This is a genomic window from Kribbella sp. NPDC050820 (assembly GCF_040653975.1).
Lineage (GTDB): Bacteria > Actinomycetota > Actinomycetes > Propionibacteriales > Kribbellaceae > Kribbella.
In genome coordinates this window covers 52,628-73,046 of the sequence record NZ_JBFAHB010000048.1, presented here as the reverse complement: position 1 = coordinate 73,046, position 20,419 = coordinate 52,628, and the positions used below count along the sequence as shown (strand labels likewise).

At 68.6% G+C, this 20,419-nt stretch carries 21 protein-coding genes and 2 pseudogenes; 9 read left to right on the top strand and 14 right to left on the bottom strand.

Translation table 11 applies throughout. The annotated features are described in order from the left end of the window. Nucleotides 1-189: 189 nt before the first annotated feature. The 5 genes and pseudogenes from AB0H36_RS32195 to AB0H36_RS32175 all read right to left on the bottom strand — a co-directional run bounded on the left by AB0H36_RS32195 (nt 190) and on the right by AB0H36_RS32175 (nt 1,883). Nucleotides 190-576, bottom strand: coding sequence for a DUF2255 family protein (locus AB0H36_RS32195; RefSeq protein WP_360532109.1), 387 nt, complete (start codon nt 574-576; stop codon nt 190-192). Between the two features lie 26 nt (nt 577-602). Further along, the gene (locus tag AB0H36_RS32190) at nt 603-950 is read right to left on the bottom strand and encodes a zinc-binding dehydrogenase (RefSeq protein WP_360532127.1); all 348 of its coding nucleotides are present in this window, start codon (nt 948-950) and stop codon (nt 603-605) included. Continuing rightward, nucleotides 947-1,327 (bottom strand): hypothetical protein, encoded by a 381-nt coding sequence (locus AB0H36_RS32185; protein ID WP_360532130.1) that lies wholly within the window; start codon nt 1,325-1,327, stop codon nt 947-949. The genes AB0H36_RS32190 and AB0H36_RS32185 overlap by 4 nt, the downstream gene beginning before the upstream one ends. A 13-nt stretch (nt 1,328-1,340) precedes the next feature. Further along, nucleotides 1,341-1,460, bottom strand: a pseudogene (locus AB0H36_RS32180) (carboxymuconolactone decarboxylase family protein); the annotation flags it as partial. Nucleotides 1,461-1,478: 18 nt separating this feature from the next. After that, nucleotides 1,479-1,883: a cupin domain-containing protein gene (locus AB0H36_RS32175; RefSeq protein WP_360532106.1), complete on the bottom strand. Its 405-nt coding sequence runs from the start codon at nt 1,881-1,883 to the stop codon at nt 1,479-1,481. Nucleotides 1,884-2,066: 183 nt separating this feature from the next. On the opposite strand from AB0H36_RS32175, the pseudogene AB0H36_RS32170 reads away from it, so the two are divergent. Beyond that, nucleotides 2,067-2,354: pseudogene (locus AB0H36_RS32170) on the top strand (transcriptional regulator); the annotation flags it as partial. Continuing rightward, a complete protein-coding gene (locus tag AB0H36_RS32165) occupies nt 2,258-2,629 on the top strand; it encodes a hypothetical protein (RefSeq protein WP_360532124.1) in 372 nt (123 codons plus the stop codon). The pseudogene AB0H36_RS32170 and the gene AB0H36_RS32165, both read left to right, overlap by 97 nt. Here the strand turns inward: AB0H36_RS32165 and AB0H36_RS32160 are convergent. Both AB0H36_RS32160 and AB0H36_RS32155 read right to left on the bottom strand, forming a co-directional pair. Beyond that, nucleotides 2,614-3,210: a hypothetical protein gene (locus AB0H36_RS32160; RefSeq protein WP_360532103.1), complete on the bottom strand. Its 597-nt coding sequence runs from the start codon at nt 3,208-3,210 to the stop codon at nt 2,614-2,616. The two genes, AB0H36_RS32165 and AB0H36_RS32160, sit on opposite strands and share 16 nt — an antisense overlap. Next, nucleotides 3,207-4,181 (bottom strand): iron-containing redox enzyme family protein, encoded by a 975-nt coding sequence (locus AB0H36_RS32155; protein ID WP_360532100.1) that lies wholly within the window; start codon nt 4,179-4,181, stop codon nt 3,207-3,209. The genes AB0H36_RS32160 and AB0H36_RS32155 overlap by 4 nt, the downstream gene beginning before the upstream one ends. Before the next feature lie 57 nt (nt 4,182-4,238). Between AB0H36_RS32155 and AB0H36_RS32150 the strand changes: the two genes are divergently transcribed. After that, the gene (locus AB0H36_RS32150; protein WP_360532097.1) at nt 4,239-4,448 is read left to right on the top strand and encodes a CDGSH iron-sulfur domain-containing protein; all 210 of its coding nucleotides are present in this window, start codon (nt 4,239-4,241) and stop codon (nt 4,446-4,448) included. 59 nt (nt 4,449-4,507) lie between these two features. On the opposite strand, the gene AB0H36_RS32145 is transcribed toward AB0H36_RS32150, so the two are convergent. The 5 genes from AB0H36_RS32145 to AB0H36_RS32125 form a co-directional block, all read right to left on the bottom strand. After that, nucleotides 4,508-4,717: a hypothetical protein gene (locus AB0H36_RS32145; RefSeq protein ID WP_360532094.1), complete on the bottom strand. Its 210-nt coding sequence runs from the start codon at nt 4,715-4,717 to the stop codon at nt 4,508-4,510. A gap of 265 nt (nt 4,718-4,982) precedes the next feature. Next, nucleotides 4,983-5,831, bottom strand: a complete 849-nt coding sequence (locus AB0H36_RS32140) for a carbohydrate ABC transporter permease (protein WP_360532091.1) — start codon at nt 5,829-5,831, stop codon at nt 4,983-4,985. Beyond that, the gene (locus AB0H36_RS32135) at nt 5,815-6,786 is read right to left on the bottom strand and encodes a sugar ABC transporter permease (protein WP_360532088.1); all 972 of its coding nucleotides are present in this window, start codon (nt 6,784-6,786) and stop codon (nt 5,815-5,817) included. Before AB0H36_RS32135 ends, AB0H36_RS32140 begins: the two co-directional genes overlap by 17 nt. Before the next feature lie 4 nt (nt 6,787-6,790). Further along, complete coding sequence (locus AB0H36_RS32130; RefSeq protein WP_360532085.1) at nt 6,791-8,074, bottom strand: extracellular solute-binding protein; 1,284 nt, start codon at nt 8,072-8,074, stop codon at nt 6,791-6,793. A 20-nt stretch (nt 8,075-8,094) separates the two neighbouring features. Next, nucleotides 8,095-11,493: a DNRLRE domain-containing protein gene (locus AB0H36_RS32125; RefSeq protein WP_360532082.1), complete on the bottom strand. Its 3,399-nt coding sequence runs from the start codon at nt 11,491-11,493 to the stop codon at nt 8,095-8,097. A gap of 181 nt (nt 11,494-11,674) precedes the next feature. On the opposite strand from AB0H36_RS32125, the gene AB0H36_RS32120 reads away from it, so the two are divergent. The 3 genes from AB0H36_RS32120 to AB0H36_RS32110 all read left to right on the top strand — a co-directional run bounded on the left by AB0H36_RS32120 (nt 11,675) and on the right by AB0H36_RS32110 (nt 15,450). Further along, a complete protein-coding gene (locus tag AB0H36_RS32120) occupies nt 11,675-12,706 on the top strand; it encodes a LacI family DNA-binding transcriptional regulator (protein ID WP_360532079.1) in 1,032 nt (343 codons plus the stop codon). An 85-nt stretch (nt 12,707-12,791) separates the two neighbouring features. Next, entirely contained in the window at nt 12,792-14,000 is a 1,209-nt protein-coding gene (locus AB0H36_RS32115) for an ROK family transcriptional regulator (protein ID WP_360532076.1), read from the top strand. A 112-nt stretch (nt 14,001-14,112) separates the two neighbouring features. Next, a complete protein-coding gene (locus AB0H36_RS32110) occupies nt 14,113-15,450 on the top strand; it encodes a family 43 glycosylhydrolase (RefSeq protein ID WP_360532073.1) in 1,338 nt (445 codons plus the stop codon). A gap of 1 nt (nt 15,451) precedes the next feature. Here the strand turns inward: AB0H36_RS32110 and AB0H36_RS32105 are convergent, their stop codons facing one another. Then, nucleotides 15,452-15,880 carry an Lrp/AsnC family transcriptional regulator gene (locus AB0H36_RS32105; protein ID WP_360532070.1) on the bottom strand — a complete coding sequence of 143 codons (429 nt, stop codon included), beginning with the start codon at nt 15,878-15,880 and terminating at the stop codon, nt 15,452-15,454. Nucleotides 15,881-16,001: 121 nt separating this feature from the next. On the opposite strand from AB0H36_RS32105, the gene AB0H36_RS32100 reads away from it, so the two are divergent. The 3 genes from AB0H36_RS32100 (at nt 16,002) to AB0H36_RS32090 (ending at nt 19,013) form a co-directional block, all read left to right on the top strand. Further along, nucleotides 16,002-17,174, top strand: coding sequence for an aminotransferase class I/II-fold pyridoxal phosphate-dependent enzyme (locus AB0H36_RS32100; RefSeq protein WP_360532067.1), 1,173 nt, complete (start codon nt 16,002-16,004; stop codon nt 17,172-17,174). Further along, on the top strand, nt 17,171-18,448 hold the full coding sequence (locus tag AB0H36_RS32095; RefSeq protein WP_360532064.1) for an amidohydrolase family protein: 1,278 nt from the start codon (nt 17,171-17,173) through the stop codon (nt 18,446-18,448). The genes AB0H36_RS32100 and AB0H36_RS32095 overlap by 4 nt, the downstream gene beginning before the upstream one ends. Before the next feature lie 202 nt (nt 18,449-18,650). Then, a complete protein-coding gene (locus AB0H36_RS32090; RefSeq protein ID WP_360532061.1) occupies nt 18,651-19,013 on the top strand; it encodes a hypothetical protein in 363 nt (120 codons plus the stop codon). A 108-nt stretch (nt 19,014-19,121) separates the two neighbouring features. Here AB0H36_RS32090 and AB0H36_RS32085 read toward each other — a convergent pair whose 3' ends face one another. After that, nucleotides 19,122-20,396 carry an extracellular solute-binding protein gene (locus AB0H36_RS32085; RefSeq protein WP_360532058.1) on the bottom strand — a complete coding sequence of 425 codons (1,275 nt, stop codon included), beginning with the start codon at nt 20,394-20,396 and terminating at the stop codon, nt 19,122-19,124. Between the last annotated feature and the right edge of the window lie 23 nt (nt 20,397-20,419).

Genomic DNA, 20,419 nt, shown 5'->3' with positions numbered 1-20,419 from the left:
CTACGCACGGCGCACACGAAAGCCTGCGGCACGACCGCGACTGATCAGCCTGCCGGCCAACGGCGGCCCCACTGCGGCCAAACCCCTACACACCGCCTCTTCATCACGCACCAGACCCCGTCCGAACCGCCAAGACGCCGGACGGCACTCACGCCTGCCCACACGCACCCTTGACTCCCAGCGCGAAAGCTAGCCGAGAAGGAGCCGGATGGTGGTGTGGGTGGCTTGGTCGCCGGTGACGGTGGCGACCAGCCGAGCGCCGTACCGGTCGTACTTGGTGTGGTAGGCGGCGTCGATGTCGGTATGGAGCGGGTCGTCGGCGGTCAGGCGGGTGAAGTCGACGTCGCGTTCCACGCCGCCGGCCCGGATGCGTCCACGGCCGGCGGCGACCGCCCGCCGGAACCAGGGGTTGTCGGTGCCGTAGGCCGAACGCACGTAGACGCTGGTGCCGACGGCGACGGTCCACATGGTGATGTAGCGCCGCAGGGTGCCGTCCTTGCGGTACGAGGCCAGCTTCAGCTCGGTGGCGCCGCCGATCCGGGTCAGCTCGTCGGGCGTCCAGCCGTTCTGGGTCACGTCATCTCCTCCTTCGCGGGCCTGCTTCACGGCCGGACCAGGACCTTGAGGGCCTCGCGGTCGTCCATCGCTCGGTAGCCGGCCGCGATCTCGTCGAGCGCGACTTCGCGGTCGAAGACCTTGCCGGGGTCGACGGTTCCATCGAGTACGGCGGGCAGCAAGGTCTCGATGTAGGCGCGGGCCGGGGCGGGACCGCCGGTGAGCGTGATGTTGGGTCCGAACAGGCTGCCGAATCCGACCGGGGCGGCCTCGTACTGCGGTACGCCGACCCGGCTGATGACACCACCTGGCCGGACGACACCGACGGCCTGCTCGTAGGCGGGCATGTGACCGACAGCCTCGATGACCACGTGGGTGCCATCGCCTCCGGTCAGCTCGCGGACCTTGGCGATGCCCTCCTCGCCCCGCTCGGCGACGACATCGGTGGCGTGACCGTGGTCCGCGGGTTGACGTTCGCCTTGATTGCGGCGTGGTAGCCGGTCCCGTACACGTCGGACAGCGTCAGCAAGGACGGGATCAGCGCGGACGTCTCCTCGACCGGTACTGCGACAAGCGTGCCGTCGGCGAGCGGGACCCGGACCGCCTCGGCCTGTCCGCCGCCGACCCCGGCACTGTTCCAGAATCCGCCGCACCGGCAGGAGGTGTGCAGTCGCACCACGCGCACGATCGCGTCCGTCGGCTCCTTGACGATCGGATCCGGCACGTCCACCACCAGAACGTCGCCGGCGCCGTACATGTAAGTCGCTCGCATCGAAACTCCTTGCTCAGTGCTGGGTGAACACGTCTCTGGCGACCGTGATCGCGGACATCGCCCGCGGCCAGCCGGCGTAGAACGCCAGGTAGATGATCGCTTCCTTGAGCTCGCTCTCGGTCAGGCCGTTCTTCTCAGCTCGGGCGCCCGGTCACGGTTGCTCCTGGTTGTACTCGGGATCGGTCACGTGATCGCCCCAGGTGGTCTCCGGGCCGTCGCCGGCGCCTTCCCAGATGGCCAGATGGGTCATGAAGTGGGCGTCGGCGGCGCCGTGCCAGTGCCACTCGCCGGGTGGGGTATGCACGGTGTCGCCGGGTCGCATCACGATCACCTCGCCACCGCGCGCCTGGACCAGGCCGACCCCCTCGGTCACGTGCAGTGTTTGTCCGACCGCATGCTTGTGCCACGCAGTACGCGACCCCGGTGCGAAGTGCACGGAGTTGACCCGCACCCGCGACGGCTCCTCACCGCGGTAGATCTGGTCGAACCAGACCTCACCGGTGAACCACTCCGCCGGCCCTCTACCGGTCGGTGCCTTCGACAACTTCTTCGCCACGAATCGTTCCTTCCTTCGAAGTCAGCACGGTGATCAAGCACACCCCAGCAGCACGCCGGGGCGGCACGGGGTCGGGGAGTCACGGTTCCAGTGAAGGGGTATCGGCGACGTTGTGGGAGGACCTGCTGATCCAGGTACTGGCAGTCCCTCCTTCGCCGGCCCGGCGCCGCATACCGTGGAGGCATGGACAACCGAGCAGAGGTCCGCGAGTTCCTCTCGTCGCGCCGGGCCCGGCTCACCCCCGAGCAGGCAGGCCTATCGGCGTACGGCGGGAATCGCCGCGTCAAGGGCCTCCGCCGCGAGGAAGTGGCGATGCTGGCCGGCGTCAGCATCGACTACTACGTGCGGACGGAACGCGGCACCCTCGGCGGCGCATCCGACCCGGAATCGGTGCCGGCCAGCGTCCTGGAAGTCCTCGAGGCCATCACCGAAGCCCCCGCCTGGGTCCGCAACGCCCGCCACGACCACCGCGCCGCGAACCGGCTGGCCGTCGCGTTGTACGCGCCGATGCTCGCCGACCCCCGACGGCCCGCTGGGCCGCCCACAACGTCCGCTTCCACCGCACCGGCCGGAAGAAACTCCACCACCCCGCCGTCGGCGACCTGGACCTCAACTTCGAAGCCATGGAGCTGCCCTCCCACCCCGGCCTCACCCTGCTCGTCTACACCGCTCCCAAGAACACTCCTACCGCCGACAACCTCAAGCTGCTGAGCGCCTGGGCGGCCACCACTCAGGTCGGGTCCTGATCGAGTGGTTTGTCCGGGGTGGCCAGGAATCGTGTGGGGTCGCCGCCGGCGCTGGCGGTTGAGGCCAGCCACGCCTGCAGGCCCGCGGGGTCGCGGCGCTCGAGCTCGTCGAGGCATCGCTCGCGCGCCTTCACGATGCGCAGGCGGGCCGACAAGGTTGCCGCCTGGCTGAGCGCTTGGTAGCTCTCATGCCATTCCCGGCACAGCTGCCCCGTGCTGACGGGAGCTGGCGGGGGTGCAGGGTGACGACCGAGCCGGCGCGGACACCACTCGATCGCCCACGGTGAGCTCGCAGCCAGCAGCACGAGGAGATAGGCCGCACCCTCATGAAGTACGGCGGCCAGTCCGAGAACGCCGAAGATCGCGAGACAGATGGTGACGGGTCGCAGTACGGAATGCGGCGTGACAGGCGCGCGCCTGCCCGCGACCACACCGGCCGCGGCAGTCGTGAGCGTGAGGACGACCGCCACAAACACCACCGGGACCCACAGCTCTCCAGGCAGCAGGACGGCACCGGCCGCTACTCCGGCTGCGAGGAGTACGCAGCAGAGCCCTCGCCAGATCACCCGATAGACCGTCATCCCGCAGTCGCCTCGGCGACTCGCCCGTACTCCTGCCAGCCCGTCAGCAGATGCTCGGCGAACAGGTTGTCCACCACCACCGAGCACCGGGCGCCGAACAGTACGTCGGCAATCGCGTCGGGATGCTGTTGCACGTAGCTCGCGCAGAGGTCGTGGGCGGCGATCTGCTCGTGGACGGCGTCGGCTTCGACGTGTTCCGTGAAGTAGCGAGCCTGCTCATCCGACGCGCCGAGTCTCGCGGCGCCGGCGGCGTACTGGCGGTTGGGAAGCGTCGAGGTCATCTCGAGTGCGGCCAAGTGCCCGAGGAGCGCGGGCGTCCAGCGGCGATGGACCGCGAACAGCGACATCACGTTCGACACCGCCAGCGTGACCGCCGGGACCTCCGGGACGTAGTGGCCGTAGCTGTCGTCGAGTCCGAGCCAGCGCATCGTCGTACGGAACAGCTCGGAATGCATGCGCTCCGGGCGACCACCGCCGTACTCGTCGGACTGGATCTCGACCAGCGCCGCCTTGGCAGCACCGTCCAGGCGCGGGATGCCGAACGTGTGCGGGTCGGCCTCCTTGAGTTGGTAGACGGACCGGTTGAGCACGAACTGCCGGAACTGCTCCACCGTCGCATGCCGACGCAGGTACGGCGCCAGTCGCGGACCATCATCGGCGTCGAGCACAGCGCGCAACTGCTGTGCTACCGGTCGATCGGTCGGCAGGATCCGGCAGTTGCCCTCCAGCCAGCCGATCCAGGGCCGCTCCAACTCGGTGCGGAACGCGATGACGACCGGATCCCACTGGTGATCGGGGTGTACGCCGTCGAAGCCGCGGTACTGCAGTTCGTACGCGACCCAGAGGGCGAGCTGGAGATCGTCGTCGTACGGCCGGCCGGACGTCCCGACCTCAGGCGCTGCGTTGTCTTGTCCGGTGAGCCGGTCGTTCAGCCAGGCGCTGAGCGGCCCACGTGGCGGTGGTAGCTGCATGCGCGAACCGGTACCCGGCGGATAACGGCCGCGAATCAGGGTGGGTACCGCCTGTTCATGACCTCGAAGGACGAGCGCCCGGCCGAGATCCGCGCGTACCCCGACGGCCCGCTCCTGGTCCGCGGCGACTTCCAGCTCCTGGACGAGAACGGCGATCCGATCCCGGCCCAGCGCCGTACCATCGCCCTCTGCCGCTGCGGCCGCACCGGCATCCCACCCCTCTGCGACGGCACGCACACCCTCCCCCGTCCAACCGCCTCCCGGTGAAGACCATCATCAAGACCGCGTAACCGCCCGACGGTTGATCGGCGCCCGCAACAATCCAGCTACGAAGTCGTCGCCTCCGCGCCGCCGCGAAGCTGATCCCGCCGCCGCTCGAGGACCTCGAGCACCGCGCCCCGCTCCCCATGGTTGCGCTCGTACCCGATCAACTGCTCCACCTGCTGAAGATCAAGCGTCCCGATCCGCCCCGCCAACGCCCCAGCCGGCACTCCCTCGAACTCCGGCAACGGCAAAGACCCACGCCCGCTGGTCACAAAGCCCTCCTCTCCTCCGCGAAGGCCCCCAGTACCCACTGACCAAACGGCCGACCACTGCTTAACTGGGGAGTGGGGCCGCCTCGGCGTTGTCTGTGGTGGGTGGTGGGGTCATGCGTGCCTCCTCCGGATCACCGACGACCAGATCCACGACCGCTTCAGGGAGAACTTCTTCAAGGTCCGCGACGCCGCCGCCCTCACCTGGCAGACCAGCAAGTACGAAACCCCCAGCGACCACAACTTCAACTGCAAGTAGTCCTGGTCCTCAGCCTTTCAGGCCGGTGGTGGCGACTCCTTCGACGATGCGTTTCTGGAAGACGAGGAAGATGACCACGACGGGGACGAGGGCGATGACGGACATCGCGAACATCGGTCCCCACAGTGATGCGCCGCCCATGTTGTCCATGAAGCCGCTGAGCGCGACCGGGACGGTCTGCTTGGCCGGGTCGGTGAGGTAGATGAGCTGCCCGAAGAAGTCGTCGTACGTCCAGACGAAGGTCAGGATCGCGGTCGTCACCATCGCCGGGGTGAGCAGCGGCAGGATGATGTGCCAGTAGATCCGGGCCGGGCCGCACCCGTCGATGACGGCAGCCTCGTCCAGCTCCTTCGGGAGGCCGCGGATGAACTGGACCATCAAGAAGATGAAGAACGCGTCGACGGCGAGGAACTTCGGCACGGTCATCGGCAAGAACGAGTTGACCCAGCCGGCCTGGAAGAACAGGTAGTACTGCGGGATCAGCAGCACCTGGTGCGGCAGCATGATGCTGCCGAGCATGACCGCCAGAGCCGCGCCGCGGAACCTGAAGCGCAGCCGGGCGAATGCGTACGCCGCCATCGAGCAGGACAGCACGTTGCCGACGACGCAGACGCAGGCGACCAGGAACGAGTTGACGATCGCGGCGCCGAACGAGTTGCCGGCGCCTTCCCAGCCGGTCGCATAGTTGGACAGGTCCCACGACCGCGGGACCAGCGAGGTGGTGGTGAAGATGTCGCCGGCCGGCTTGAGCGAGCTGCTCAGCATCCAGGCGACCGGGTAGAGCATCAGGACCACCCCGCACAGCAGTACGGCGTGGCGCGCCCAGGCGAAGCGGCGGCGGTCAGTGTTCGTCGTCATAGAAGACCCAGTAGCGTGAGAAGAGGAAGTTGACGGCGGTGATCGCGGCGATCCCGACCAGCAGGACCCAGGCGATGGCGGAGGCGTAGCCCATCTTGAACTCGACGAACGCGGCCTTGTAGAGGTACAGGCTGTAGACGAGCGTCGACTCGGCCGGACCGCCTTGGCCGTCGCCGACGACGTACGCCTGGGAGAAGGTCTGGAAGGCCCCGATCACCTGCATGACGAGGTTGAAGAACAGGATCGGCGTCAGCAGCGGCAGAGTGACCCGGAAGAACCGGCTGACCGTCCCGGCCCCGTCCACGCCGGCCGCCTCGAGCAGGGTCCGCGGGATCTGCTGCAACCCGGCGAGGAAGATCAGCATCGGCGTGCCGAACTGCCAGACGGCGAGCGCGACCAGGGTGTAGATCGAGTAGTCGGGGTTCGAGACCCAGCTCGGCGCGTCGATGCCGAACGCGCCGAGGAACTGGTTCACGACCCCGTCGCCGGTGAACAGCTGTCGCCACATGATCGCGACCGCGACACTTGCCCCCAGCAACGACGGCAGGTAGAACACGGCCCGGTAGAACGACAGGCCCCGCAGCTTGGTGTTCAGCACCATCGCGACGGCGAGCGCGATCGCCAGCTTCAGCGGCACCGACAGGCCGACGTAGACCAGCGTCACCTTGATCGACTGCAGGTACGTCGCATCGTCGGTCAGCAGCTCGCTGTAGTTCTGGCCGCCGATCCAGTGCGGGCTGCCGAGCAGTCCGAAGTCGGTGAAGGAGAAGTACAGCGAGGCCGCCATCGGGCCGAGCGTCAGCAGGACGAGGCCGAGCAGCCAGGGCGTCAGGAACAGCGCACCCCAGCGGCCCTCCCGACTCCGTCCGGCGGTACGTCGTTCGTCTGGTGGCGGACTGCTGTCCCCGCTTTCCGGGGCCGACGTGTCCGGTTCGCGAGCTGTCACTGTCGGCATCTGCTCAGCCCTTCAGCGCCTTGGTCGCGTCGGCGATCAGGCTCTTGGCCGCCTCGGCGACCGACATCTTGCCGAAGGCAACCTTGTCGGCGAACGTCTGGAACGCGCCCGACACGTCGCCGCCGCCGGCCGGGAAGACGACGTTCTCCAGCGGCGTCTGATGCTTCTCCACCAGCGCGAGGTGGGTGAACTCGCGGGCCTGGTCCGGAGTCGCCGACGACTCGACCGCGGCCCGGTTCTCCGGGTTGTTCGGGACGCCGAGCTGAGTCCTGATCAGCAGGGCCGCGTCCGGGTCGTTGACGAGCCCGTCGAGGACCTGCGCCGCCTTCTCCGGGTTCTTGCTCCGGCCGTAGACGGCCCAGACGCGGGACGGCCGGATGTAGGCTCCCGGTCGGTCGCCCTGCGGGTAGGTGGTGGAGCCGAGCGGGCGCCCGGCGAGGGTCTGGTTGGACAGGATGCGGTTGGAGAAGTCGAAGTTCATCGCGGCCTTGCGCTTGACCAGGTTGTTGTTGTTGAAGTCGGCGGCCGCCGTGACCTCCGCGGGCACGGCGGCGCCGGTGTCGCGCAGCCGCTGCCACAGCGTCCAGAAGGCGACGAGATGGTCCTCGGTGAAACCGAGCGCGCCGTCCGGGGTGAAGAGCTCGGCGCCGTGGCCGCGCGCGTAGACCTGGAAGGTCTGCAGATCCCGGCTCGCGTCGCTCGTGCCGTACGGCTTGCGCGCGTTGGCAGCCGACACTTCGGTCGCGATCCCGGTGAAGTCGTCCCAGGTCCAGGCCGGGTCGAGCGTGGTGATCCCGGCCTTCGCGAACGCGGCCTTGTCGTACAGCAGGCAGAACGAGTTCACGCCGGTGCCGATGCTGTACTGCTTGCCGTCGACCTGTGCGCCCTTGAGCAGCTGCTGGTCCCACTCCCCGGTCCGGATGGTGCCCGGCAGGTACTTGCCGAGGTCCAGGGCGGCGTTGCTCTTCACGTAGTTGCCCAGGTCGATCGTGTTCGCGAGGAAGATGTCGGGCCCGTCACCACTCGCGATCTGGGTCCGCACCTTGGTGAAGAACGCGGCGTCGCCGCCGAACTCGGACTGGACGGTGACACCGGTCAGCTTGGACTGGATCCTCTCCAGCGCGAGGCCGACCTGCTTGGTGCGCTCGGCGTTCCCGTCGTACGCGACCCGGATCGTCACCGTGCCGCCGCTACCCGATCCGGAGCCGCCACAGGCGGTCAGGAGGCCGGATCCCAGCGCGAGGCCGCCGAGCTGCAGGACTCGCCGCCGGGAGATGTGTGCTGCCATGTCGAAGTTCCTTCCACTTTTCAGGAGAACGTGAGGTGCAGGTAGGGCCGGTTGCCGGCCGCCTCTTTGCTGGTGAAGCCGGTGTGCGGGCCGTAGCTGGGAACGGTCGAGGCGACGGCGAGGCTGATGGGCCGGCCGCTGTCGATCCGCGAGCGGACGTATTCGGTGATGTCGGCCGTGCGCCAGGCGGCTGTGCCGTCGAGGGCGAGGGCGCCGAGCTGGGCGCCGAGCGGCGGGCGGTTGTTCCAGGTCAGCGTGGACTCGGTCCAGTCGCCGTCCACCGCGTACACCCCGTTGACCGTCGAGGTGGCCGTTCCGTCGTCGATCCCGCCGTACAGCTGCAATGTGGCGGACGCGATCGTGCCGCGGACCGCGGACGGGTCGAACGTCAGGTAGGCGACTCGGTCGAAACCGCTGTTCAGGCCCGGGTTGTTGCGTACTTCGAGGGCGGCCGCGTTGCCGTACGTCGTACCCGCGAAGGAACCGTTGCGCACGAAGCTGTCGGCGGTCACGTCGACCCGCGACGGGTCGATCACCCTGATCGGCGTGCGCGCGACCTTCAGCACCGGCGGCGCCGTGACCATGGCGGCGATCGACGTGGTGCCACCCGCTGTGCCGGTGACCCGACCGTTCCCGTCCACGTCCGCCACCGTGGGGTTGCTGCTGGCCCACGTGATCGCCGCGGTGGTGAGGTCTGCGGGCCGGCCGTCGGTGCGGGTCCCGGTCAGGGAAAGTTGCGCGCTGCTGCCGAGAGTGAGCTCAGGCGGCGCAGCGAGGGCGACAGTTCCCAGTACGACGGGCCGCGGTGGAGCATCGGCGTTCGCGTCGGCAGTGCTCCCGTACAGGCGGACCTCGAGGACGCTGTTGTAGTTGCTGGCGGAGTTGCCATGACCGACGAGCCGCACATACCTGGCGGTCGCTGTCGGGAGGCCGTAGGCCTCGAGGTCGTCCGTAGTCCCGGACGACACGACGCCGGCCCGGGCGGTCCGCCAGGTCACGCCGTCGCTTGAGGTCAGCAGGTCGAACTTCGCGGTCCGCCGCGCTCCGTTGTAGAAGGCCACCGCGACCGCGCCGACGGAGCGTGCGCGACCCAAGTCGTAGGTGATGTGCTCCCCGTCCCCCGCAGCGGACCATCGGGTCGCCAGACTCCCGTCGACCGTGCTCGGCGCGGCGTTGCCGTCGTCGCTGCTGGCCCTGGCCGACGCGACCGGATACGACCGGCCGGCCTTCCCTGGCTGCCGAAAGTGGATCTGGTACGACGGTCCGCGCCGCCCGGACCGATACGTGCTGACAGTGGCGACCCCCGACACGTCCGCGGCCTGGGAGACGACTGCAACCACGTCCGACTCGGTCGAGGCGAGGACCTTCGGTGCACTGCTCGCGGTCCAGGGCAGGGTCACGTCGTACCGGTAGCGACCGGGGTCGAACTCGGTCAGCTGCTTGCCGCCGACAACGAGCGCCTTGAGGGGTGCCGAAGCCGCCGAACCCGTGTCCCACGACGCCAACGGTGAGATCGTCGGCGCGGCCGGTGGTTGCTGTCCGGTGGCCAGCGGGACCGCGCGGAGTGCGACGGTCGCATTGCTGACATCAGGAATGTTGACAATCAGCTTGCGGACACCGGACTGCGGGTTCTGTCCGGACGGCGCGGGGCTGCCGGCCAACGGGGTCGCGTCGCCGACCAGGATTCGCGCGCTCGAGGGCGCCAGCAACTGGACCCACAACCGCTGACCGCCCCGGTACAGGGTGGCGGACCGCCCGTCGGCCGCGACCACGACGTCGGCGCGAGTGTGCAGGAAGGACCAGTAGTCCGTCGGCTGGCCGGCCTGGACCTCGTCCTGGATCAGTACCTGCCTGCGGTCGTCGAAGAGCTTCACCCCGCGTTGGGCCCGCTGCACGGTCCCGCCGTACATCCCGGTGAGGTCGGTGATCTCGTGCCACTGCTGTGCGGTCGATCCGGTCTCGACGACGGGCGCGCCGTTGGTCAGCGCCGTCTGCGGGTTCGGGCCGCTGCCGAGCTGCATGGTGTTCTGGCCCTCGGCCCGCGCGACGTAGTAGTCCCACCGTCCGCCGGCGTTCTTCCTCCAGTCGAAGTACCCGGGCAGGCTGTAGCTGTCACCGCCGAGATCGTCGAACCAGCGGACGCCGTTCGCGTCCATCACGAGGTCGCCGGCATCCAGGTTCTCGTGCGCGACCACCTGGTCGTAGCCGGCGCGGAGTCCCTTCGTCGCCACCGAGACGGCGTACGGGTCGTCCCACGCACTGCGGGCCGTGGCCACCTCGGCGCCATGGAACGTCCAATCGGTCCAGCCGGGATGCGTGACGCCGGTCGTGCGGCTCGGGTCGTACCAGAGAATGTCCAGTGGGCTGGCCGATCGATCCGCCCGCGCGGCCTCCCAGGCGGCCAGGTACGAGCGGTTGTACCGGCTCGCCAGCCACATCATCGAGGGCAGGTGCCAGCCGGACGTGACGGCGCCGAACAGGTCCGTGCCGCCGTCACCGAAGTTGAACACCTCGCCACCCGCACCCGTGACCTGGATCGGGAAGTCACCGGTGATGGACAACCCCGGCAGCGCGGACAGGCCGAAGTCGGTCCCGACCGCGGTCTTGAACGCAGCCAGGTACTGGACCAGGTACTCCGTTCCGTACGCCCAGTAGACCGGACTTTCGGCGTACCCACCGCCGGGGTTGTACTCGCTGATGCCGTTCTGGATCGAGGTGATGCTCTTGCGCAGCACCTGATCGGCCAGCTCCGGACTCTCGTCACCGATCGCCAGCGCACCCAGGGCGACCGCGTTGCAGACGAGGTTCCAGTTGTGCGTCTGCGTGTAGAAGCTGGCCGGCTGCGCGTAGACCGTCAGCGCCGGCTGGAGCGCCTTGGTCTCGATCGCCGTGCGGATCGTCGCCCGCTGGGCGGCGGACAGGTAGTCGTACAGCCAGTCGTAGCCGACGGCAACCGCATTGGTCATCTCGCCGACGTCGAGGAAGTGCGACGGATTCCAGTCCGGGAACGCCGAGGCCGCGAGCAGTTCCTCGGCCGCGCGGGCGGCGTACCGGCTGTCACCAGTCAGCCGGTACACCAAGGCCAGCGAGTAGACCCGGCGCTTCACCTCGCGGCTCGTGTCGACGCTGTTGGGTGGCGACTTCGGCGTCGTACCAAGGGCCGCGTCTGCGTCCTTGCGCACCTTGGCGAACCAGCGCTGCAGCCTGGTGTCGGTCTGCAGGCGCCCGCTCGCCGTCGTGAAGTCGGCCTGGCGGGCGAGCAGGCGGGGATGCTGCGGGGTCAGGAGCGCCACCACGCTGTCGGGTGGCTCGATGGCGGCAGGCGCGGCCGTGGCCGGAGGCGCGAGGTTTGCGGCGAGGGCTGCGGCGAGACCAACGGCAGTCAACCGCCGGCCGAGGTGGGTGAGGTGGGACCGCATGGCACGACCTTTCGTCGAGGGATCGGGACGGCTCTTCATCCGCGATCTGCCGAGAAAGTTAAAACGGTTTCACACCCGGGTCAAGAGCCAGTGACGGTCAACTGCAAGCGTTTTCCATCGCATGAGGCGTCGAGAGTGCTAGGGTTTGGTACACCGATTTAACCGACTCGAGGAGCGGCGCATGAGCGATGGGCGGCCGAGCATCCGGGACGTCGCGGCCCGGGCCGGCGTCTCCGTCACGACCGTCTCCCGGATCCTGAACGGCAGCTATCCCCCGGCGCCCAAGACCCGGGACAAGGTGATGCGGGCCGTCCAGGAGCTCGACTACGTCGCCAACCCGCACGCCCGCGCCCTGACCCGCCAGGGCACCGGCACCATCGCACTCGTGGTCATGATGCTCGACGACGGGTTCCTGATGAATCTGGTCGAGAGCATCGCCACGGGGGTCGCCGAGGCCGGCAAGCTGTGCCTGATCGGCACCAGCGGAGGCGATCTCGACCGCGAGCTCGCCGTACTGCGGCAGATGCACGCCCAGCACGTCGAGGCGATCATCCTCGTCGGCGCCGTGGTCGAGAGCGACGAGTACCGCGAGCGGATGAGCGCCTTCGCCGCCCAGCTCAGACAGTCCGGCACTCGTCTGGTGCTGTGCGCACGGCCGCCGATCGACCCCAGCTTCCAGGACGCCTCGGTCGAGTACGACAACGAGGGCGGGGCGTACGCCGCCACCAGCCACCTGCTGTCCCGCGGCCACCGCAGGATCCTGCTCCTCGGCGGCCCCGACGGCCAGAGCATCACCACCCGGCGATCCATCGGCTACCGCAACGCCCTGCGCGACCTGGGCGGCGACCTCGACCCCAGTCTGGAGATCCACCCCGCGTGGAACCGCGAGAGCGGCTACGCCCGGATGCGTGAGCTCCTCGACGCGGGCCCGCCCGCGTTCACCGGCGTACTCGCACACACCGACCACGTCGCCGCCGGCGCCATGCAGGCACTGCGAGACGCCGGCCTCCGGGTCCCGGACGACATCTCGGTCGTGGGTTTCAACAACGACTCCTTCGCCGCCGACCTCCAGCTGACCACCGTCCACATCCCCGCCCGCGAGCTCGGCCGCACCGCCGCCGCCCTGGCCATAGCCCCCTCCCCCACCGAACCCCACACCACCCTCGGCACCCACGTGGTCATCCGCGACACGGTCCGCGCTGTTCGCCGATGATCGGCAGGTGACAGCAGTCGACGAAACTCCGGTTGAATTCGTCCGGAGGCTTGTCGGAAAAACCCGCGGTTCCTACAGTGCGCTCATGCCGAGTCGCGCCGGAGTTCAAGCCTTCGTCCGGCGAACTCATGAGGAGCGGGTCCTGGGCGCCCTCCGGGACGGCGGAGCGATGAGCAGGGCCGAGATCGCGGAAGTGGTCGGGCTGTCGCGGTCGACGCTCTCGGAGATCACCGGCAGCCTGCTGCTCCGCGGCGCCATCGTGGTCGTGGACACCGACGCGGGGCGCCGCACGGGCAGCGGGCGGCCGGCCGAGCGACTGGCACTCGACCCGGGCTCCGGCCAGTTCATGGGCGTCGACTTCGGCCATCGGCGGGTGCACGTCGTGGTGGCAGACGCCTCGCACGAGATCCTCATGTCGGGATCGGCGCCGTACGAGAGCGACACCGCCTGGCCGGCCCGGATCGAGCGGGCGTTCGGGCTGATCGATCGGCTGAGCTCCGAGGCGCGTGTTCACCTCGGCGCCCTGCAGGGCATCGGGATCGGCGTGCCCGGCCCGCACCCAGGGCCTCCGACCGCCAGGCCGCGCCACGTCGGCGACTCGGCCGGTCGTGGTTCCGCCGACGGTGTGGACGCCGCCTTCGTTCACCGCTTCGACGCGCCGGCGATCGTCGACAACAACACCAGGCTGGCCGCGCTGGCCGAGGCCATCAGCGGCGACGACCCGGTCGAGGATCTCATCTACGTGCGCCTCGGCGACGGCGTCGGCGGCGGCCTGGTGGTAGGTGGCCGACTGGTCACCGGCTCGGACGGCCTGGCCGGCGAGCTCGGTCACGTGACAGTGCAACCGGACGGTCGGCAGTGTCGCTGCGGCAAGCTCGGCTGCCTCGAGACTGTTGCATCCGTTCCGGCCATCCTCGCCGCCTGTCGGGCCGGCGGCGTACTGGTCGACAACCTCGACGACCTGCAGGCAGCCGCCGCGCACCCGAGCCCGGTCGTCGAGCAGGTACTGCGGACTGCGGCGGCCGCGGTTGGCCGAGTCGCTGGACGGTCCGCGATGGCGCTGAACCCGGCCAGAATCGTGATCGGCGGCGAGATCACCCGGGTTGCGCCGGTCATCGTTCAGCAGGTCACCGCCGCGGTCGCCGACGAACTGTTTCCCAGTGGCGTCACTCCCCCGTCCGTCCGGGCCGCCGAGCTCGCGGAGGAGGCCGGCGCAGTCGGCGCACTGGCAGCCCTGTTCCACAACAGCCCACTACTGGTCGGCTACCCCCAAGCTGACACCCTTGCTCGCTGACGAGCCCGGTTCGAGATCCCTTTTTGTCGGCTGTTCACCGTCGAAATGAACGTCGTTAGCGTGTGCTTTCCGCAGGGCACGGGAGCCCAGCACGACGAAGGAGGATTCGCGGATGACCAGCAACGAGAGCGGGTCGCACGTCGGTCGACGTACCGTCATGGCCGGTATGGCCGGATTGGTGGGCGCGGCCGCACTGCCCCCGGTGACCGCGGCCGGCGATCCCGGAATCCAGTCGGCGGGGCGCACTTCGATGCGCCGCTACCCCTCGCCCTGGCCTGAGCTCGAGCCCTACGGCCTGGCCGACACCCGGCCCGAACTCTGGCCGCGGGAAGACAACTCCTTCGTCCTGCCACTCGAGCTCCGCCCGCGCGACGACGAGCTCGGGCGGGTCTGGATGCGTGACACCTACGTCAACTGCTTCCTTGTCGACGGCAGACCGCAGTACGTCGCCACGGGCACGACGCGCGCCCCAGGTGTCAGCGGACCCGCGCCCTGGAACGACGGCCTCTTCGTGTGGGTGTCGAGCTCGCTCTCCGGTCCCTGGCGCCTCGCCGACACGACCGGGATCCGGCCGGACGTGGAGAAGGGCAAGGTCTGGTCGCCCGAGTTCGTCGGTGAGAACCGGTCCGGGCGAACTGTCGTCGCTCCTTGGCAGGAGTACTGGTACGACGAGCAGTTCGGCAAGCGGGGAGCCGTGTGGGCTCCTGAAGTGCACTTCTTCCGTGGCACCTGGTACATCGCCGCCTGCATGGGCGACCACTCCCGCAAGGTCGGCTCTTTCCTTCTGGTGAGCGAAGGTGGGGTGGAGGGCCCGTACCGTCTTGCCGAGGGCAACGTCGACAAGCCGTTCGGGGACTCCTTCATCGGAGGGCCGGCGTTCATCGAGCCCGGCGCCTACCACCACATCGACGGCAGCATCTACACCGAGAACGACGACGCCTGGCTGGTGCTCCACAACGACCTGTACGCGAGATTCCGGGACGACATGGAGGACATCATCCCCACCACCGGCCTGCCGAGGTTCCAGCAGCGCCCGTACGAACCCGAGCCGTATCTCGAGGGCGCGTACGTGTTCAAGTACGGCGGCAAGTACTTCCTCCTCCACGCTGCGTGGAACCGGACCTCGACGAACGCGGACGGCACCACCCGGAACGCCTACGACCCGGCCGGGCCGGGGAGGGTTCAGTATCACTACGACGCGATCATGGCGGTCGCCGACCACTTCGAAGGCCCGTACTCGAAGCGGTGGAGCGCAGGCGTCGGCGCCGGCCACAACAACATCTTCCAGGACGCCGGTGGCCGGTTGTGGGCGACGTTCTTCCGCAACCCCCGGTTCGGCTACTGGTCCGACCCATCACGCCGCGACAAGGCGACCGTCCCGGGCGTCGTCCGAATGGAGTGGACCGGACCTACGACCAACCGTCTCTACGTACAACGACCGAGACACTGAGCTACAGGGTCTTCATCGTGACGTACGTCGTCACGGTGGCGACGGCGGGCAGGCTTGCCAGTTGGTTGGCGTGGAAGTCTTCGTACGCCGAGAGGTCCGCGAGCTCGATCTGGAGCAGGTAGTCGAAGTTGCCGGTGACGTGGTGGCAGTACACCACCTCCGGCAACTCGACTACTGCCTGCTCGAACGCGACCACGTCGACCCGGGCATGCCGTACCAGCCGGACGCCTGCGATGACGCGCAGACCACGTCCGATCGCGGCCGGATCGATCAGCGCCCGGTAGCCGCGGATCACGCCAGTCTCCTCGAGCCGGTGCACACGCCGCAGACAGGGCGACGGCGACAGCCCGACGCGCTCGGCGAGCTCCGCGTTGCTGATCCGCCCGTCCCGCTCCAGTACGGCGAGGATCGCCCGGTCCACATCATCCATGGGCAGATTATTGCGCGCGAGCGACATCTACCACATCATCTGCGCGGCTTCACGGAGCAATTTGCTGCCAAAGTTGCGCTGATCCGCGTCTCCCGCCGGATCCCTAGGTCAGGCTGTCCCTATGACCGGGACCTCCACAATCGCTGTTCATGCCGACCGCGATATCCATCCGAGCCGCGCCGTGGCACGGCCCATCTTCCAGACGGCGACGTTCTGGGCCGAGGACGGCGAGCAGTTCGCTCAGGTCGCCGTCGATCGCCGGGGCCACGATTTCTACACCCGCTACGGGAACCCGAACCATGCGCAGGTCGCGGCCGTGGTCGCCGAGCTCGAGGGCACCGAGGCGGCCATGGTCACCGCGTCCGGGATGGCCGCGCTGACTACCGCCGTACTCGCGCTGGTGTCCGCCGGCGACCACGTGATCGGGCAGCAGTCGACGTACGGCGGTACGGCGTCGGTGCTGATGAACCTCCTGCCGCGCCTCGGTGTCGAGACCACTCTGGTCGACCAGACCGACCCGCAGGCGTTCGAGAAGGCGCTGACCCCGCGGACGCGGCTGATCCTGGTGGAGTCTCCGAGCAACCCGCTGTTGCAGATCACCGACCTGCGCGCGGTCGCGGACCTCGCCCGCGCACACGGCGTGCTGACTCTTGCCGACAACACCTTCGCAACTCCCGTCAACCAGCGACCGGTTGCCTTCGGCATCGATCTGGTCTGGCACAGCGCCACGAAGTACCTGAACGGCCACTCCGACGTCTCGGCCGGAGTACTTGCCGGAGCTGCGGAGGTCCTGGATCGGATCTGGGACGTCGGCGTGCTGACCGGCGCTGTCCTCGGACCGATCGACGCGTGGCTGCTGCTCCGCGGCCTGCGGACTTTGCCGCTGCGGATGGAACGGCACAACGCCAACGGTCAGGCACTCGCAGAGGCACTGAGCATGCATCCGGCAGTAACCCGCGTGCACTATCCCGGCCTGGCCGGCCATCCGCAGCACACGTTGGCGAACAGTCAGCTGAGCGGGTTCGGGGGCGTCCTGGCGATCGAGCTCGCCGGCGGGTTCGAGGCAGCAGATGCATTCCTTGGCCGGCTGCGGTACGCCCGCCGGTCGGCCAGCCTCGGCGGCGTGGAGTCACTGGCCGTCCATCCGGCCTCGATGTGGCGCGGGATGCTCAGCCAGGAGCAGATCGCGGCCTCGGGAGTCCCGCTCGGCCTGGTTCGGCTGGCCGCAGGTACTGAGGACACCGCGGACCTGGTCGCCGACGTACGCAACGCATTGGAGGCGGTCGACCGATGAGGAGCCTCATTACCGGCGGCATCGTGGTCACCATGGATCCGGCCATCGGTGATCTCGACCGGGGCGACGTACTGATCGAAGACGGCGTCATCGTCGCCGTGGCCGAGCGGATCGAACGACCGGACGCCCAGGTCATCGACGCGACCGATCGGGTCGTGATGCCCGGGTTCGTCGACACTCACCGGCACACCTGGCAGACCGCGTTCCGCGGCGTCGGCGCGGACTGGACGTTCGCCGACTACGCGACCGTGATCCACGGGATGCTCAAGCCGCAGTACCGGCCCGAGGACGTCTACCTCAGCAACCTGTTCGGCCGGGTCGACGCCTTGCACTCCGGCGTGACCACGATGCTCGACTGGTTCCACGCCGCGCAGACGCCCGAGCACGCCGACGCAGCAGTCGCCGCGCTGCGGGACGCGCCGGGGCGGTCGATCTTCTGCTACGGCGCGGGCTACCGCACCGACGACTCCATCGACACCGAGGTACGCCGGATGCGCGCGCAAGTCCCCCACGACGGCCTGCTGACCATGGCACTCGGGCTCCGCGGTCCTGACGAGACCACGATGGACAACGTCGCCGCCGACCTGAAGCTCGCCGACGAACTGGGCCTGCGGACCAGCGTCCACGTCGACGGACTCGACGGCCACCGCCCGATCGCCGCCCTGCGCGAGCACGGTCTGCTCCGGGACACCACGACGTACGTCCATGCGAACGGTCTCAGCGACGAGGAGATCCGGCTGATCGCCGACAGCGGCGGCTCGGTCTCGATCAGCCCGGACGTGGAGCTGAAGATGGGCTTCGGTCAGCCGGAGACCGGTCGGGTGCTCGCTGCCGGAATCGCCCCGACCCTGTCCCCTGATGACGTGCCCGCGGTCGCAGGTGACATGTTCGCCACCATGCGCACCGCGTACGCCGCTCAGCGCGGCATCGACGGCGGGCTCACTTCCCGAGACCTGCTCACGTTCACCACGGTCAACGGCGCGGCAGCGTGCGGGGTGCCAACCGGCAGCCTCACACCAGGCAAGGCCGCCGACGTCATCCTGTTGCGCACCGACGATCCAGCCGTCTTCCCATTCAACAATCCGGTCGGCGCCATCGTCACCGCAGCCCACCCCGGCCTGGTCGACACCGTCCTGGTCGCCGGCCGAACGGTCAAGCGCGAGGGACAGCTCGTCGGCCTGGATCTCGCCACCTTGCAGACCCGGCTCCTGGACTCCCGCAACCGCATCGCGACCGCAGCCGGCTTCCCACTCAACGGCACCTGGCACCGGTGACGACTGTTGTCACCCTCTCAGGGAGCAGAGGGGATGCCTCGGTGGCGCAACCTCGCAATCAAGGAGCTCGGAATGACCCCCTTCACGTCAGGTCGGCTTCCGTGTTGGCCTGAACCCGTTGCCCTGGGTCCTGACCCCCGAGGGCTTCAACCTGACCGAAGCGGTCTCGCGGATCCCTCGCCGGTCGCTGAGAAAGGAACAGATGAACGGGTACACCGAACTGTTCGACGGACGGACACTCGACGGCTGGTACGCCGTACCACGCACCTATGACGCGATGTGGCCAGGCGGCGGGTACGGCGGTGATGCGCTGCTGCCGAAGGTGGTTGCCGGTGTCGGCGTGGCCGCCGAGGCCATCACATCCGAAGGTGTCACCCCGGCCCTGCACCCCCACGTCGGCAGCACCATCGAGACCGAACCCGAGATCCGTGCGGTCCTGGACGCCGTACCCGCATCGATTCTGTCCATCGGGCCCGACACCGGTCACCTCGCCTGGGCCGGTACCTCAAGGACGTCCACCTGGCCCAGGCGCAGGCCGCCCGGGACGCCGACGCGAACTAGCTGATCATCGTCGAGGTCGACGTCCCCGAGGCCGAGACCAACCTCGCCTCGACCCAGCTCTCTGCTGAACGGATCAGCACGCACCTCGGCCTGGAGGTCTTCTGATCGTTCGTCAGGTGCCGGCCTGGTAGTCGGTGTCCATTGCCGTCAGCACCTTTTCGGGGGTGGACTGCCCGCTGAAGATCTCTTGGAGGCCGCTGAGCATGGTCTGCTGGACCTTCGCGTTGGGCCAGAGCTGGTCCATGAACGGCACGGTCCGGTCGTCGGTGATGAACTGCGAGAGTTCGGTCAGCGACGGGTCCGGAGTGAACCCGGTGTCCGGCAACGTCGGCAGGCCGCCCTGCTTCTTGACGAACAGGTTCATGCCCTCAGGCGACATCACGTAGTCGACGAACTTCAGCGCGAGTTCCTTGTTCTTCGCCTTCGCGTTGACGCCGTAGCCGGCGCCGGCCGCGGCCGGAACCATAGCCGTGGCTGGGTCGTCCGTCGCAGGCAGCGGCTTCCAGGTGAACGTGCCGGACGGGTTCTTGCCCTTGAGCAGGGCGATCACCCAGTTGCCCTGGACGAGGCCGAGCGTCTTGCCGCTGGCCGCCAGTGTCTGGCTGGCCTCGTAGTTGGTGCCGAGCGGGTTCTTCTGGAAGCAGCCGGTCGCGTTCATTTCCTGGTACTTCGCCATCGCTGTCGTCCACGGGGAGGCCGCGAAGGTGGCCTGGCCTGCCTGCATCTTCTTGTCGAAGTCGCGGTCGGGGCCGTAGACGGTGGTGGCGACCAGCGCGTACAGAACCAGCTGGGTGACCCAGTTGTCCTGAATTCCGAGTGCGAAGGCAGGTGTGCCCTTGGCGGCGGCTGCCTTGCAGAACGAGAGCAGTTCGGTCCACGTGGTCGGTGCGGTCAGCCCGGACTTCGCCAGCGCTTGCTGGTTGTAGACCGCGCCGATCCCGTTCAGGCCGAACACGCCGTTGTAGGTCTTCCCGTCGTACTGCGCGACCGTCTTGACCGCGTCGGGCAACTTGGACGCCCACGGCCGGTCGGACAGATCGAGCAGGTAGCCCGGTTTTGCGAGGACGTAGATGGCACCGGGGTTGCCGTTCCCCGGCCAGACCGACATCACGTCGGGTGCGGTGCCGGACGACAGCTGGGTGCGGATCTGCTGCTGGTACTGGTCCGCTCCGGCGGTGGTGAAGTTGACCTTGACGCCCGGGTTGGCCGCCTCGAACGCCTTCACGACGTCCTCGATCGACCCCTGGTCGACCGAGGCCAGCGACAAGGTCTGGGACTCGCCGCCGGAGTCGCCGCCGGACGCGGCCTTGGTACCGCCGCTGCAGGCGACCAGTGCGAGGGTCGCGGCGATCGCGACCGCCACGGCGGGCAACGTACGTGTCTTCATGGTGTCTCCTGGTGAGAAGTGAG